Source organism: Paraburkholderia sp. MM6662-R1 (genome assembly GCF_050436245.1).
Lineage (GTDB): Bacteria > Pseudomonadota > Gammaproteobacteria > Burkholderiales > Burkholderiaceae > Paraburkholderia > Paraburkholderia tuberum.
Map to the genome: position 1 here is coordinate 250,858 of NZ_JBNDLV010000004.1, position 16,542 is coordinate 267,399.

A 16,542-nucleotide genomic window follows, 5' to 3' on the forward strand; every position below is an offset into this window, starting at 1 on the left:
GTCAGAACTGGAAGTAGAGGAAAGGCACCGCGCCGCGCGCGACGATCAGACCGAACGACAACAGAAAACCCGCGAGCGGCCACCCCGCCTGCCATAGCTGCCGCAGCGCCGTGTCGGGAAGGCGATCCCAACGCTGTTGCCAGAGCGGCAGCAGCACGCACACGATGCCCAACCCGGCAGCCAGAGCGTGCACGGGCCGCAGCAGCACGAGCGTCGCGTCGCTCAGGCCGATGCCATTCAAACCGAACTGGCCGCGATACATGGCGAGCGCGGCAGGGAAACCCGCCGCGCGAAACAGTGTCCACGCGAGCATGACGAAAACCAGCGTCAGCACGTGCGATAACCAGGACGGCATGGTTGGCATGTCGAACCGGCGCCAGAGGCGCGCGACCATCAGGGCGATGCCATGAGCGAGGCCCCACAGCAGGAAGTTCCAGCTATCGCCGCCGTGCCACAGGCCGGCGATCGCCATGGTCAGCAACAGATTGCGGCAGGCTTGCCACTCACCGCGGCGGTTGCCGCCTAGCGGGATGTACAGGTAATCGCGTATCCAGCTCGACAACGACAGGTGCCAACGGCGCCAGAAATCCTGAATGCTGCTGGCAAGGTACGGATGGTTGAAGTTCTCGGGAAAGCGAAAGCCCAGCATCTGCCCCAACCCGATTGCCATGGCGCTGTAGCCCGCGAAATCGAAGAACAGCTGCAGCGTGTAGAAACCGCAGCCCAGCCAGGCGTCGGCCAGCGTGGGCGCGTGCAACGAGAAGATCGCGTCGACCATCGGCGAGAGTGTGTCGGCCACCAGCACCTTCATGCTCATGCCCACCATGAGCCGCCTTGCGCCGGCTGCAAAACCGTCCCAGTCGATCTCGCGCGACACCAGCTCGCGCCTCACCCAGGCATAGCGAATGATCGGCCCCGCGATCAGATGCACGAACATCCCCTGATAAGCGCCGTAACGGATCACGCTGCGATCGGCCGCCACCGTGCCGCGCTGCACGTCGATCAGATAGGAGATGGATTGCAGCACGATGAACGAAAGCCCGATGGGCAGCACGACGTGTCGCCAGGGGATGGACCCTGCATGGCCTGCCCCCAGCACACTGTCGAGACTATCGACCACGATGTTGGCGTACTTGTACCAGCCCAATATCAGGACGTTGACGACGATGAACACGGCCAGCCAGCCGCCGCGTGCACGCTGGCTCGGCGCCCTGTCTATGACCATGCCGCCGAACCAGCCCCAGAAGGTCAGCGCGATGAACAGCAGCAGAAAGACCGGGCTCCACCAGCCGTAGAAAAGCCAGCTGCAAAACAGCAGCACGCCATTGCGCCATCGCGCGGGCAACGCGAGGTAGATCGCCAGAAAGGCCGGCAGAAACAGCGTCAGGAATTCGAGGGACGCGAAAACCATGCATCGTTCTCAATCGAAAAAGATATCTGGACCGACGCGCCATCGCGAAACACACCGAACCCCGCTCTGCCCGTCGTAACCAGATGACAAACGGGGAACAGCCGGAAATCGGCGATGAGCGGCGTCGCTTTCAAGGAGGAGCCGCAAATGCGATCAGTGGCTCACCGCGTCGTTCGCCATGAAGATGCGCGAATGCGCCCCGCCCGGCACGAGCAACACCGTATAACGCTGCCCCGCCGCGAGCGTACCCAGGCTGAGCGGCTGCCCCACAGGCTGGCCGCCGCAGACCAGCTGCACCGAGAGGGCGACCGGGTTGACCTGGCGCCGCCTGGCTTGTCCCACAGCCACGCCGTCGAGCAGCACGATGTCGCGACCCGGCACTTTCAGCGTGGGTGCCGCGCAGCCAGCGTCGAGGTTGTAGAAAGCCACCGAAGCTTTGAGCGCATTGAAGTCGTCGGGTTTTTCGCGGACCGTCACCGTATGCAGGCCACCCGCTTTATCCGCGCCATCGAGCGCAACGATGCTGACGAACTCGCCAGGCTGCACCGTCGCCGATACGTCCTGGTGCGCGCTACCGGCTCTCAGTGTGCCGGCCACCGGTTTGCCGGCGGCGATCGGAAGGAAGTGAGTGGCCGGGTTCGCGGCGTCGAGCGTCAGACGCGCTTTCGACCCCACCGCGCTCACGTCGACCGGACCCGAACCGCCATCGACAAAACGCACGAACGACGAGTCCTCCGCGGGACCGGTCGGGTATAGCGGAATTTCTGCGGCCATGGCCGGCTGCACGGACAAACCGAGACCGGACAGAGCGAAGCCGGACAACAACAGGGAGGAGAGGAAATTTTTCATTCTTTTCTCAAACGGGAAACCTGGACAGGCGCAGCTCGAAGCCCGGCGCGTCATTTCTGCGGAACGACAGGCAGCTTGACCAGTGCCTTCATGATGTCCGTGCCCCAGTACTTGTAGCCGGTCGTCGTCAAATGCTGACCATCGACCGTCGCCCATTCGCCCGGCCTGGAAAACGTGAGCGAGTCGATGTACTGACACGGCGCGACATTGGCGGCGAGGAAAGACGACAGCTGCTTCACACGGGCGAAGCTCTTCTGGTACTTGCCGCCCTCGGTGCCCCAGACCGGCCCTACCCAGACGCAAGCCGTCTTGTTGGCGGCCAGGTCTTGCGTCAGCGCCGTGACCTGCTGCCAGGCCCAGGCCTTCGGGAAATCGTCCTTGCTGTATCCGCCGATCGTGTCGCCCTGGACGATGATGACGAGCTTGGCCTTGTTCGCGGCGATCAATTGATCGACCGGTTGGGTCTTCGCGTTGTGGTCGATGACCAGCGGCGCCTTGCCGTTACGCTCGGCGCCACCGCATGTGCCGGGCACGGACTTCACCCAATCGCCAGGAATACTGCCGCAAACGCTGTAGGTATGCACCTGCGCGCCAGCGGCGATCAACTGATCCTGCAACGTATCGATGAGATAACCGGGTTCGCTCAGATGGCTATCGCCGACTATGAGAATGCTGAGACCAGCAAGTACGGAAGCAAGCATGACTCTTCGACTCCTGAAAAATAATCAATGTCCGATCGATCAGTATGGCGGGCTACTGATCGCTGTAATGCGACTGGTAAGGGATGACCGGCATATCCAGCGCCTTCGTCTGCGGCGCAAGGGTATAGCGCAGATACAGGCCCGCCGCCCACTGCCGGTAGCTGGACGCGTTGTTGGCGCCCACCGAGGCTCCGCCAGTCAGATGATTGGTGAAGCGGTATTCGGCCGTGGCCAGCAGGTTGTAGCCGAAGCCGGTCGAGGACTGGTCGGGATGGATCGCGCCGTCGGCGAGGCCAATCGTCGAAGCCGCTGAGACTGCTGCGGCCTGCAACCCGCTGTCGGTCGGGAAATACGCCGAGCCGGCCTGGTGGTAGTACTGCACACCGACGGCCGCTTGCAGCTTGTAGGTCCAGCGCTCCGAACGCTGCGCCCACGTGAGCGGCAGGTTGAACGCATAGAACCGCTGCGGGCTGAAGTAGCCGCCGTTGCCGTAGGTGAAGTTGTTTTCGTTGTGGTCGTAGATCATGCCGCTCAGGTTCACGCCCGCGCTCAGCATGCTGTTCTGCGTGCGCAGCAGGTACCAGTACGTCCCGGCGCCGACCTCGGCACCGACGTTGGACTGGACGTTATGACCGTCCAGGTATTTCGCGGAACCGTAGCCGTAGACGCCGTAGTCCTGATTGTCGAGGCCGATCGCACCATGCACGCCGGTGGCAGTCACGCCGCCCCAGCTCAAGCCGGATCGCGAATCGGTCGAGCCAGCAAAAGACGTGATGCTGTCCGTCACGGCGCGGCGCGATACGCCCACGTTGAACCAACTGCCCTGCCCGGCATCGATGGAGTTCCTGAACATCACGCCGCCAACGACATTGGTGTACTTGAAACCCAAAGGCGTGGTGCCGATGTCGGCCATCCAGTTCCCAGTCTTGTAACCGAGACCCAGACCGACGCCGTAGGCGGTCTGTTTGCCCGGTGCGGCGACCTTGCCGGCCTGCTGCGCCCGGGTGGCGGCCGGGCCGCCGCCGAACTGACTGGCGCTGAAGACGTCGGTACCCAACGTGCCGCCCTCGAGTTCAACCGGCGTCACGCGAATGGAAAGCTTGCCGTTGTCGACCGGCAGCACCCCTTCCAGAGCTTGCTGCACGCTCGTCAACTGACCCGTACCGGGTGCTGCGTTGTTCGACGAGACGAACAGCCCACCCCTGACTTCCGGTGAACGCTGCGCACGGAGGTCGCTGAGTTCATTACGCATTTCCTCGAGCGACGGCGAACCGTCCTGAGGCTCGCTCACCGCGACCGTGTCTTGCGGCGCCAGGCCGCCGACCGGCGTGCCCGCCACGGTTGGCAGAGCGGATGGAGCAGAGGACGAGCGCTCGCGCGCAGCCGTGGATGTCACGGTCGAGGCAGTCGCGCTCGCCGCGGTAGCAGCCGGAGCAGCAGCGGGCCCGAAACCAGGTTTCTGGTTCGCCAGCACGCTGTCCGGCGCCGCGGGTTGAGGGGCGAACGTTTCGGCGGCGGGCTGGCGACTGTGGCGGACCTGACGACGGTGAGCGTCGTCGTGGTGGACAAAGGGATTGCCCGCCACGTGGACGTCTTGCGCCTGCACGCCGAGCCGCTTTTCCTTGGCGGCAATGGCGGATTCCAGCAGCGACTGCGCTTCGCGGGTCTTGCCCTGCATGACGTAAATGCGCGCGGCGCCGGCCAGCACGTCGGGATCGTTGGGCGCCTTCGCAACGGCCTCTTTCAATGCCGCATCGGCAACGCTGTTCTTGCCGGCCTGCACTGCCGCCATCGCGACGCCCAGTTGCAAACCCGGATTGTTGGGGTCGTTGACGAGCGCCTTCTGGTAAAGCGACAGTGCCTGGTCATACTTGTCATCGGCGGCGTACATGCGCGCGAGCGCGGCCGTGGCGAGGCTGTCGTTGGGCCGCTTCGCGAGGATCGGCGCCAGCGTGTCGTAGGCCTGCGCGAGGTCACCTTGCTGACGTTGCTGGTCAGCCAGTCGCACGGTGTAGAGGTAGTTCAGCTCGTCCAGTTGCCGGCGCTGGTCCGCGGTCAGCGTCTGGCCGTGCAATTCGCGCATCGCGAGCCCGGCCTGGACATACTGGCCGGTCTTGAGCAACAGGCCCAGATAAGCCAGCTGCACATCCGGGCCGCTGCCCTTCAGACCGTTAGGCATCAGCCCGTGCATCAGGCTCATGGCGCGCGGCGTGTTGCCCGCGTCGACATACGCCTGCGCCAACGCGCCCACCTTGGCCGGGTCTTGACCCGCCGCGGGTTCGAGCCGCGCCAGCATACTGCGCGCATCCTCCAGATTGCCTTCGAGCGCCGTTTGCGAGGCTTGCGCCACGACCATCTGAAAATCGATCTGCTGCGCCGTCGCAACCATGTTCGGCGTGCGCGAGGCGGTGGAGATGCGCGTCATCGTGTCCTGCGCGCGCGTCCAGTCGCCCATCTGCATGGCCAGCAGCGCGCTCGCATAGAGCGCTTCGGGATTGTCCGGGTTCGTGACGAGCAGGCCGTCGACGAGTTGCTTCGCTTCGTCGGCATGCCCCTGTTTGAGATCGTAGCGCGCCAGTTCCAGACGAATCCACGGGTTGTCGGGTGCGCTGCGCTGGGCGTCTTCCAGAATGTGCCGGGCCGCGCTCAGATCGCCACGCTGCGCGGCGGCGTCGGCCCGAGCGGCGGCGACGGCGGCGCGCAGCCGATCGAGCCCGCCGATGCCGGCCTTCTGCTCGGATGACATGCCGTCGATCAACTTCTGGGCCTCATCGGCGCGTCCCGTCTGCGCCAGGATATCGATGAGGCCGCTCGCCGCCTCGCGGTTATCGGGGCTTCTCGCCAGCACGTCGCGGTAGCCCTTTTCAGCACGCGTCAGATCGCCCTGCGCCGCATCCAACCGGGCCGACGCATTGCGCCCGCCCGGCTCGGCTGGATCCAGCCGCAGCGCCTGATCGAGTTCGCGTCGCGCGGCGGCGAAGTCGCCCACGTTTTGCGCGCCCTCGGCCTGGTTCACCAGCAGCCAGTAGCGCGCGGAATTGAGGGCCTTGGCCCAGTTCGCGCCCGCGCCCGGACGCGACACCGCCCGCGACAGCAGCGTCTGCGCCTGCGCCAGGTCGCCTTGCTGCATGCGCACGAGGCCCAGTCCCCCCAGCGCATCCGTGCTGTCGGGTTTGTCACGCAGCACAGCGGAAAAGGACTGCTCGGCCGTGGTGATGTCGCCTGACTTGAACGCGGCGAAACCGCGTGTCAGTCGTGCATCCACGACCGGACCGGCCGGCGCGAGCGGATGCGGCGCCAGCATCTGATGGCGTATTTCGTCGTCGTCCGGATGCAGCTTGAGATAGTCTTCAAACCACGATCTGTTTTTCGGCGTGGGCGTGACCCAAGTCAGCACGGAGCGCCAGACTTCGGTCGCTTCGCCGCCGATGTCCGGACGAGCGGCAAGCTTTTCCAGAAGGGCGACACCCGCCGCGCGATCCTGTTCGTCGCGCACCATATGCTGGGCCAGCGGCAACATGGTGTTCGGATCGTTCGGCGTCTCGGCATTCAGGCGCTCGAGGCCCTGGATGGCCTGATCCACACCGCCATCCGTATAGCCCAGATAGCTGTAATACTCTCGCGCCACACTGCCCTGCGGCGCTTTACCGCCCAAGGCCTTGTTATATTCGGCGATGGCCGCCAACAACGCGGCCTGATCCTTCTGGTTGACGGCGTCTTGCGCCATCTGGCGCGCCTTGGCGAAGGTGGACTTACCCGGTTCGACCGCGAGGCGCAAGCTCTGCTCGAGCAGCGGCACGAAGCGGCTGTCCGGCGCGGCCGCACGAAGTCTGGCCAGATACCCGTTCGCCGCCGCGAACTGCTGCTTGCCGACGGCGATCGTGCCCATCCCATACAGCGCCTCGGGCTGCTTCGGGTCGCTCAGCAGCAGTTTCGACCAGGACTGCGCGGCCAGATCGGGCTTGTCATGCGTTTGCCAGTAGCGGCCCTGTTCCAGCAGCATGTTGGACGTAGCATCCAGCGCCCAGCCCGGGTGGCCGACCGAGGCGACCATCAGTCCGAGAATCCAGGCCCGGTTGCGGCTGCGTCTGACTACCATGACTTTCCTTGATTATGATTGTTGCTGCCGCGATGCCCGCAGCCGCTCACGGGCTTCAGCGTCACGCCGGGCCTGGCGGCGCCGCAAGAACGAAAACAGACCAACCGCGATCAGCACGAGCGCGATGATGCCCAGCGCCTTCAGCACCCACGCGAGCGACAGGCCGAATGAAGCCAGCCACCAGTCGAGGCCGCGCCAGACGCCGAGATGCCCGACGTAGTAGGTATGCTCGCTCACGAGCGAATCGACTTCCGTGCCGCGGATCGACACGAGGCTTCCCTGGATGGGCTGCTTGCCCGAGTTCGGCGCATCCAGCAACGCGGAGACCGCATCCGTCAGGCCGTCGGGCTGATTGCTGGCCAGCATGACCACGCTGCGGCCCGGTTGCTTCGGCGATTCGAAGCCTGCGAGCACGGCGCTCACGCCCGGCCCCGACCAGGCCAGCGACAGGCGGCGGGGTTCGGCGTCGAGCCGCGGGTTGGCATGGAACCAGCCCAGCACGCGACCCGGCAGATCCGAGACGGCGAACTGCGCGCTGTGGTCATACGCCGCGGGCATGGTCCGCGCCCAGTCCTTGAGCCAGGCTTGGTCCGCACCCGAGGCGATCACGAGCAGATCCTTGTCGGACGGCATCGCGTCGATGCGCTGACCGCGCAGCACGATGACGCCGCGCGCCGGATAGCCGGTCGAATCGCCCATGCGGCCCATCACCGCCAGATACGTGCTGTATTCCGGTGTGCCCGCGTTGGGGCCCAATACGACGTCCGTTCCGGACAGGTCGGCCATGCGCGTGAACGGGAAGCCCGCCTGGGCGAACGAGGCCAGGTTCGGCATGGCGATGTAGTGCGGATACTGCGACAGATCGATCGTCGATTCGGGATCGACCGCGCCGCGCACGTTGTCGATGATGATGTCCCGGCACTCGCCCTGCTTGATGTAGTCGTACATGTAGCGGAACTGCAACTGGGTATTCGGCTGCAACAGCGCCTCCAGCGGCACTTCCAGTTTCGCCTGGCGCGGCAGGCTGCTGTCGGGCAAAACTTCACCCCGCAGCTTGCTGCCGCCCTCGAGCCGTTCGAGCGAGAGCAGCGGAATCGACTTCATGAACTGGTCACTGACGCTGAACAGCAGCGACGAATTGACCATATAAGGCTGCGGCGTATAGCGGTAATGCAGGTCGATCGGCACGTTGGGCGCGTGCCAGCCGAACAGGTCGGGCGGCACGCGCATATTGATGCGGATCAGATCGGGGCTGTAGCCCGACACCTGCAATTGTTTGGCGTCGACGAGTTCGCCCAACGACATCGGACGGTCGGTGCGCAGCCAGCGCGGCGCATCGTACGGCTTGCGCGGCGCGAGCTCGGCGAACCGCGTGATGAGCGCGCTCGAACCCGACAGCGTCTGGCTGCCCGTGACCAGCGCGTCGGCGGCCTGCTTGAGTTCCTTGCCGTCACGGCCCATCACCAGCAACAGCTTGCCGTTGGGATCGTTGGGGTTGGTCACGACGGCGAGAGTCGGACCTTGCAGCGGCGAGTCCGCCAGGCTCGCTTGCGCCGCGCTGTCGACGATGACGACCGCGTTGCCCCTGGCAGGCACGGTAGAGATCGATACCGGAAATTGCGCGCCGCGATATTTCGCCAATGCGCCGAACCACGACGACACGGCGCCAGCCGCTTCCAGCGCGGCCGTATCAGGATTGCCGGCGAACACGAACGGCAGGTCCAACCGGCGAATATCGTGCTCGTCGAAGAAGGGTCGCGGCAGGCGAGCCAGATCGCCTGCCTGCGCCAGCGGCTGGGTGTCGATGCTCAGCGTACTGTCGTTGCTGATGTTGGCCCACAGGCTCGAATGCAGCGGGTCTTCGCACTGGTTGGTGTAGTGGCCGATCAGTTGCAGACGCAGCTTGCTGTTTGCGGTGAACAGATACGGCGGCAGCGTGATAGTGCGCTGCAGGTTGGTGCCGGACGTGTTTTTGGGCACGTCGATCGATGCCGCCACCTGATCGTTGACCAGCACATTGATGTGCGACAGATCGGGCAGCAGCGCCGGCGAATAGGCATAGCGCAGGTTCAGTCGCGCACCTGTGACGACCCGATCGTCGCGCACGCCGACCGGCAGCGTATTGCTGCCGTCGACGCCGCGCAGGTTGAGCGCGTATTGCGCGCCGAGTTGCTGCAGCGAATAGGTCACCGTCGAAGAAGCCGCGGTAGCGGCTCCGGCGTCCGGCGCGGACTGCAGCGGCGCCGCGTTGCTATCTGCCGTTGCCGGCCGCGCGGACGGGTTGGCCGCGCCACCGGCCGAAGCCGACGCGTCCTGCCGCGCAGCGGCGGCAGCCGCCGCTGGTTGCGCGGCCTGGGTTAGCGTCGATGTGACAAACATACAACCGAGCAACAGTGCCGGCCATACTGGTTGCGCAGTCATGCAACGCGCAAGGCGTGCCCGGGAGATGTCAGGCCGTCTTCTAAACATGAGAACCTCTTCGTCCTTCTTCACGTTGCGATGTCTGGGGAATATCCAGGTCTAATCGATTCAGGGCACGCCGGTGCAGAAACACGCCGCCGAGCAAACCTATGAGCACGACGCTGGCGAGCGTCGCCACGAGCAGCAGCAGGATGTGGCTCGCGAAGAACCATTCGAGCGCGAGCCGAGGCGGCAAGGACCCGATGAAATAGCTTTGATCGTTGCTCAGCGTGGTGAGCGTGCCGTCATGCACGACCACGAGGCTGCCGCTGATCTTGTCGTCCGGACGCTTGCTGATGAGGTAGCGGTTGGCTTGCAGCACGTCCACGACAGCGTCGAGACCGTCCGGCGTATTGCCCGATACGACCACCGCGCTGCGGCCGCGAGCCAGCGGCGACTCGAGTCCCGCCAACATGCCGTCATGGTCGTCGCTGCCATACAGTGCGGCGATGGCGGCCTCGCGTTCAGCCTGCGCATGCCCACCCGTCAGCTTTTCCCACCACGCGGCGATCCAGCGGTCCGATGAAGCAACCGGAGCGAAGAAGCCGCGCGGCAGATCATCACGCCATGCTTTGAGCAAGGGCTGGTTATCGCCCGACGCCAGCACGAGCAGGTCCTTGCGACGCAGCGCGTCAACGTGCGCTGGATCGCCCACCGTCACGCCCAGCACCGGATAACCCGTGGTTTGACCCATGCTGCCCATCAGCGTCAGGTAAGCAGAATAGTCGCCAGCGACCGGCTGTGCGGGCAGGATCACCGCCGTCTCGGACAGATCGGCCATCCGCGTGAACGGAAAGCCTGCGTCTGCGAAGGCGCGCAGATCCGGCATGGCTGCGTAACGCGGCAGTTGGGAAATGTCGATCGTCGAAGTCGGATCGATGGCGCTCAGGAGCGGGCCGCCGGGCACATCCTCGACGTGGTCTTTCGGCGCCACCGACTCGTAGCGATAGTCGAATTGCAGCGTCGTCAACGGCGGCAGCAGATAGGTCGGAACGCGTATCACCGCATCACCGTCCGACGCGTCGCCTGTCAGCGGCAAGGTCTGCAGGGGCGTGTTGCCGGCCAGCACACCGAGCTCCGAGCGCGTTGACTCCGGACGGGCCGTATAACGGTAGTGCAGGTTCAGCACCGCGCCGCTGTTGTCAAAACCGAACAGACCCGGCGGCAGACGCAGGTCCACATTGATCGCCCCAGGGCGAAAGCCCTGTACCGTCAAGCGGTCCGCCGCTAGCATCTCGCCCAACTGCACTGGGCGGTCGCCCGGCAGCCAGTTGGGTGCGTCAAAAGGCTTGCGCGGCACAACGGAAACCGGGGCGTCGATCTTGACCAGAGAGCCCGACAGCGTCTTTGCGCCAAGCACCAGCGCGGTCGCGGCCTCGCGGATCTGCGCGTCGTTGCGGCCCATGACCAGCAGCAGCTTGCCGTTAGCGTCATTGGGGTTGGGCACGATGGCCAGCATCGGCCCTTCCACCGCAGGCAGGGTCAAGCCCGGCACGTCGCCCGGCAGCGCGAGCACCACCGCATGTCCATGCGCGGGTATCGCACCCAGGCTCGCGGAGAAGTGCGCACCGCGATAGCCCGCCTGCGCACCCAGCCACGAGGTCACGATACCGGCCGATTCGAGGCGCTGCGCGCGAGGCGCTTGCGGCAGCACGACGGGCAGCTCCACCCTGCGCACATCGCGCACGTCGAGGAACGGCGCGGGCAGTTGCGACAGGTCACTAAACAGGGTCGCCGGAACCACGGTCAGTTCCAGCGCACTGTCCGGCCCGGGCTTCAGCCACAGGTCGGAACTCAGCGGATTGTTGCCCTGATCGCTCGCCTTGCTATGCGCGATCAACTCGAGGGTGAGCTGGTTGAACCCGGACAGCAGCGACACCGGCAGATCCACACTGATATGCGCCGGCGTCCGCGGCGCCGGTTCGGGCAACGCTACGGTCGCCCCCACAACGCTGTTGAGCAACACCTTGAGATGTGAGAGCGTAGGCAGCAAGGTGGACGAGTAACTGTAGTCCAGCACGAGCCGCGCGCTGACTACGCGCTCGTCGCGGCGCAAACCGAAGTCCATGCCCGCATAGGCATCCTCGCCGAGCAAGGTCAATCCCTGTTCCGCGTTTTGCCGCAGCAGCGGGATCCGGTAGGTATACGCGTCGGCCGGCGCCGCCGCGCTGAGTTCCGGGTGCGGGCTTTGCCGCACGGCATCGACCGGGACAGCCGACGCGGGCACCGTCGCGGCCAGCACGTCGCCCGCTCCGAGCAACAGGACCGAACACAACACCGCGCCCAACCGGCGCGCGCTCGTCAAGGAGCGCAAAAGCGACAGGTAGCCGACACTCACGATTGCTTTGTTCCCAAGTCGCTTGCCGGGTCTGCGGACGAACGGCCAAGGCGCTCACGCCCACCCAGGAACAGATGCCGGAACAACTCCCCGAAGCCGCGCATGCCGACGCCGAGCACCTCAAACAGGCTTCGCAGCGGCCTGTCGGGACGATAGCTGCCCCATGAGGCGATCCAACTGTCGGCGCGCGAAAACGTCGCCCCTATCCAGGCGCGCTCCTGAGCGATCGTCAGGGTCGGAAAACTCACGCCGATGGTGCGTCCGCGGCACACCTGCACTTCGGCCGGGGAAAACGTCCTCGTAGTCGTCGCGCAACACCGCCACCGTGATGCGATCGCCGTGCTCCGGCAACGGTGCGCCCTCAGGCAGCACCAGCCCCAGACCACCGTGCGAATAGTCGCTGGTCTGACAGTCGATGCGAGTTCCGTCGGCGTGAATCACGGCGGCCGGCAGTTCGATCTGGACCCGCGGAGCGAGACGCAACTGTCTCGATTCGCTCGCTACGCCCGCGGCCGCGCTGAGGTTCATGATGTTGTAGGTTACCCATACCAGGTTGAACAGAATGCTCGTCGCTTCGGGCCAGCCCGGACTGCGGATCAGACCTGCGACACCCACCATGAATCCGGTCAGATTGATGAGCAGCAGAACGATGTAGGGCCGGGCCATCGCCCAGTCCAGGAAGGACTGACGGATCACCCCGCCCTTGGACGTCACGTTGAAGCCTTTGCTGCCTGGAAAGAGTACGGCTTGCAACGCGGGCAGAATCACGTACCAGGCCAGTACCGTTTCGTAGACTTCGCTCCAGAACGAATGTCGGAAACGCCCTTGAATGCGCGAGGCGCCGAGGCTCGAAATGACGAGGTGCGGCACGACATAGGCCAGCACCATCAGCGCGGAAGCATGAAAGACGTGCGCGCCAAAGAACAGATACGCCATCGGTGTGATCAGAAACACGATGCGCGGCAAGCCGAAGAAAAAGTGCATCATCGCGCTCAGGTAACACAGACGCTGAGGCAGTGTTAGCCCCGCGATCAACAGCGGGTTGAAGCGACGGAATATTTCCGCCATGCCTCGTGCCCAGCGTATGCGCTGACCGACGTGACGCCCCAGACTCTCGGTGGCGAGACCCGCTGCCTGAGGGATGGCGAGATAGGCCGTGTTGTAGCCCCTCGTGCTCATCTTGAGCGCGGTGAGCGCATCTTCCGTGACACTTTCCGTCGCCACGCCGCCTACATCCTCCAGCGCCGAACGCCGCAGCACCGCGCAGGAACCGCAGAAAAAAGCGGCATTCCACAAGTCGTTGCCGTTTTGCAGCACGCCGTAAAACAGGTCACCCTCGTTGGGCACCTTGCGGAAGGTTTCGAGGTTGCGCTCGAACGGATCGGGCGAGTAGAAGACGTGCGGCGTCTGCACCATGGCCATCTTCGGATCTTTCAGGAACCAACCCATGCAGACCTGCAGGAACGAGCGCGTGGTGACGTGATCGCAGTCGAACACTGCGATGTACTCGCCGCTCGTCCTGGAGAGTGCCGCGTTGAGATTGCCTGCTTTGGCATGCGCGTTGTCCGGCCGGGTCAGATAATCCACGCCAGCCTGCTCGCAGAATTGCCGGAATTCGTCACGACGGCCGTCGTCCAGCACATACACGCGCAGCTTGTCGGCCGGCCAGTCGAGCAGCGTGGCGGCCAGCACCGACTGCCGCACGACCTGCAGCGGCTCATTGAACGTGGGAATGTACACATCCACCGTCGGCCACGCCGAGCTATCGGCCGGCAATCGCGCAGGCCGGCGATGCAAAGGCCAGAGCGTCTGAAAGTAGCTGCACAACAGCATGAGCACCGCGTACCCTTCGGCCAGCAGCAGAAGGCAGCCGAAGGTCATGTCGAGCGAGGTGGTAAAGGACAGCGTCTGCGTCAGGCGCCAGTACAGGTAGCGCAAGGACACAAACACCGACAATGCCACCAGGGACACCGTGATGATCCTGCCGCGAATGCGGTTCAGCAGAACCGCGACGACCATGCAAAGGATGCCAAACGTCCATTGCTTCGACGCGGCCAGATTGACCGTCATGGCAGAAGTGAACAACAGCGCGGCCAATAGCGTCACTGCCAGCCGCAGCCAGTTCGACGCCCATAGCCGTGTCCCCGCTTCCAGAAGTTTGTCGTCCCAACTTCCGGCATCGTCACTCTGGTCCGTGTTGCGCGTTTGCCGCCGCGGCTCCGTCTTGCTCAGCCTGCGTTTGATCTGTGCCATGGAAAGGTCTTCTAGCGCGTGCGCCGGTTCGGCACGACGCGCTGGTTCGCGGCCACCGTGGTTTTAACCAGGCCGTCATTGACGGAAAAGACTGTGACGAAGTTCATGACGTCTGGCGTTGCGGAACACCTTCTTGAGGCTCACTCCGTTCCCGCAGGCGCGCAAACACGGCGCTCAGAGAGTCCGGCTGTTGAGGAGCGGTGACAGGTTCGGGATTGAACTGAAGGACCGGCTGTTCGGGGGCGGCTTGCAATACCGGAAGAGATCCGGACACGGCAGCGGGGACGGCTGGCGCAATCAGCTGCGGCGGCGCGGCGGGGGCCACTTCAGTCACATCGGTGGGAAGAACGGCTTCAGCCTCGCGAGCCGAGTCGTCCCGGGTCGTGTCCCCTGGCGACGACGTGGTCTGCATGGACCAACGCCCACGCGAACCTTGCCCCTGCTCGATTCTTTCTATTTCTTGATAATGCGACGGGCTCACGCCCAACATCTGGAAGAGATTCGAAATGTCTGATGCACTGCTCATACGCCATCCCCGTCGAACTGCCCATATTGTTTGTTGCAGACTGCACCGCGTACCGGTCGGGCAATCTGCTGTAATTTTTACTTAGGAATAAGGATAACCATTATTTCCGTTACATTATTGCGTCCGCCATAATAATTCCCAAATCGTGAGGCGGCACCGTTGATACACTCGCCCTTTAGAGACCTCTTCAAGAGAGCCGCGCCTAGGCCTTATTTTTCAGCCAAGGCAACCGAGGGCCCCGCCGCTGCGGTACCAGCGTGTAAGCGGCGCGTATTGTACAGCGGAACTTAATGCGTGGACCCAAATAATTCCAATCTATATATCGGCTATTTCAGCGCAAAGTTAAGCGTTTAAAATGTTAAATACGGTCAGTCAAACGTTTGCTTTTTATTGCGCGTCCGATTATTCCCGAATTTGCGCTGGGAATCGGATTTGAAAAGCGCGCCGTGATGTTACGGGCTGTCGTCGCGCCCGAGCATCCACACCCAATGCGGGTCGACGTCGAGCAGCAGCCGTGTCGGCACACCGAGCGCGCCCGACAGATGAGCAACCGACGTGCATACGGTAATGACCAGATCGAGATTGCCGACGAGCGCCGCCGACTCGTCGAACGACTTCAGCTCTTTCGTGCAGTCGACAACATCCAGTCCGTCGGACGCCGCGTTACGAGGGCCGACGTCGGAAATGTAACGCGGGACCGGTCGATAATCGCGTCGTACATCTATGAGGACGTGAAGAACGTCAAGGCAAACGACATGCGACGCGCTCCAGCATCGCTCGTATTCGCAGCGGTCCAGGCTTCACGCCGAGTTTGTCGGCAAGTTGCACGAGCGGCAGAAAACGCCGCTGCAATTTCTCTGTGTGATTCTGCGCGATGTCCGCTATCCGGTGCTCAAGAAACGGATTGAGTAGGCGCTCGCGTAACTCGACGAGATAGGCGAGAGCCTGCTCGCGCTGACCGAGGACCGCAAATGTCGGGAGCACATCTTCCGCCCAGACAGTTTCCAGGCTGGCGCGTAGTATCGGGTCGTTCATTGCCTGACATACGGTCTCGTCAACCGGTCTGCGGTCCTCTAGCCACCGCTGCGCCAGATAGCTGTGACCGAGATTGAGCAGGAACAACTTCAGGCGCTCGAAGTGCTGCAGATCGTCAGTCAAAACGATGTTTTCATGAGTGCAGGGTAGAACCAGCCCCGGCTGCTGCTCAATCGCCCAGAGCGCATACGGTTCGGCAACGGCGCCCACCGGTTCGATCGCCTGCGAAACGATGCGGTCAACGAGCGAATTGGCCCATATGCAACCCGTTCGAAGGTAGGTAGTGAACGGCTCCGGCAGCCGCCACTTTACCGCGAGAGTCACGACAAGTTCGCGCAACGTATCGCCGTTATTGACCACGAGTTCGCATGGAAAAAGGGAGAGCGGCGCATCAGGGTTTCGTTCCCAACGGGCATGAAGCAACACCAGCAGCTTGGCCGGAAAGCTCTGTGGCACGCGCTCCGGATGATTCACGAGCGTCGCGGTATCTCGGTCATCGAGCCGGAATCCCCTGTCTCCCGTATTGGAAACAATCACTTCGACGTGCTCTGCCACGGCGTCTCGCACTTGTGCCCAATGAGACTCGGCGTGCCATGCTGCGCGCACCGCGTCGCCGCTCAGCATCTCGTCCACCAGCACGCCGTGACGCATGCCTCGAAGCCGTACCGGATATCGCCCGCCCTCTGCCAGCGCTGCAATACGCTTCTGACTGGACTGGCTGCTGGTGGTCTGCACGACTGTAATGCCACCGAGCGCGGCACCCCGCGTCATGGCTTCCGAAACAAACAGGTCGACATGCGCCTGAAGAAAGCGGCTAGTGCCGAACTGGAGAATTGGCTGGCTCATGGCAAATATCCGATATGCGTCAGA

9 protein-coding genes and 1 pseudogene are annotated in these 16,542 nt (G+C 63.8%); all 10 read right to left on the bottom strand.

The window, feature by feature from the left end:
* Window position 1: 1 nt before the first annotated feature.
* The 10 genes and pseudogenes from OKW39_RS30985 to OKW39_RS31030 all read right to left on the bottom strand — a co-directional run bounded on the left by OKW39_RS30985 (window position 2) and on the right by OKW39_RS31030 (window position 16,518).
* On the bottom strand, window positions 2-1,411 hold the full coding sequence (locus OKW39_RS30985; RefSeq protein ID WP_429564399.1) for an MBOAT family O-acyltransferase: 1,410 nt from the start codon (window positions 1,409-1,411) through the stop codon (window positions 2-4).
* A 153-nt stretch (window positions 1,412-1,564) separates the two neighbouring features.
* Window positions 1,565-2,260 (bottom strand): cell division protein FtsQ, encoded by a 696-nt coding sequence (locus OKW39_RS30990; protein WP_429333673.1) that lies wholly within the window; start codon window positions 2,258-2,260, stop codon window positions 1,565-1,567.
* 50 nt (window positions 2,261-2,310) lie between these two features.
* Entirely contained in the window at window positions 2,311-2,961 is a 651-nt protein-coding gene (locus tag OKW39_RS30995; protein ID WP_184066211.1) for an SGNH/GDSL hydrolase family protein, read from the bottom strand.
* 52 nt (window positions 2,962-3,013) lie between these two features.
* A complete protein-coding gene (locus OKW39_RS31000) occupies window positions 3,014-6,760 on the bottom strand; it encodes a cellulose synthase subunit BcsC-related outer membrane protein (RefSeq protein WP_429564400.1) in 3,747 nt (1,248 codons plus the stop codon).
* Between the two features lie 312 nt (window positions 6,761-7,072).
* Window positions 7,073-9,481, bottom strand: a complete 2,409-nt coding sequence (gene bcsB, locus OKW39_RS31005) for a cellulose biosynthesis cyclic di-GMP-binding regulatory protein BcsB (RefSeq protein WP_429564401.1) — start codon at window positions 9,479-9,481, stop codon at window positions 7,073-7,075.
* A 40-nt stretch (window positions 9,482-9,521) separates the two neighbouring features.
* The gene (gene bcsB, locus OKW39_RS31010) at window positions 9,522-11,858 is read right to left on the bottom strand and encodes a cellulose biosynthesis cyclic di-GMP-binding regulatory protein BcsB (protein ID WP_429564402.1); all 2,337 of its coding nucleotides are present in this window, start codon (window positions 11,856-11,858) and stop codon (window positions 9,522-9,524) included.
* A gap of 120 nt (window positions 11,859-11,978) precedes the next feature.
* Window positions 11,979-14,111 (bottom strand): UDP-forming cellulose synthase catalytic subunit, encoded by a 2,133-nt coding sequence (gene bcsA / locus OKW39_RS31015; RefSeq protein WP_429564403.1) that lies wholly within the window; start codon window positions 14,109-14,111, stop codon window positions 11,979-11,981.
* Between the two features lie 103 nt (window positions 14,112-14,214).
* Entirely contained in the window at window positions 14,215-14,637 is a 423-nt protein-coding gene (gene bcsR / locus OKW39_RS31020; protein ID WP_090806611.1) for a BcsR/BcsP family cellulose biosynthesis protein, read from the bottom strand.
* 455 nt (window positions 14,638-15,092) lie between these two features.
* Window positions 15,093-15,287 (bottom strand): annotated as a pseudogene (locus OKW39_RS31025) (tetratricopeptide repeat protein); the annotation flags it as partial.
* Window positions 15,288-15,378: 91 nt separating this feature from the next.
* Window positions 15,379-16,518, bottom strand: coding sequence for a mannitol dehydrogenase family protein (locus OKW39_RS31030; protein ID WP_429564404.1), 1,140 nt, complete (start codon window positions 16,516-16,518; stop codon window positions 15,379-15,381).
* Between the last annotated feature and the right edge of the window lie 24 nt (window positions 16,519-16,542).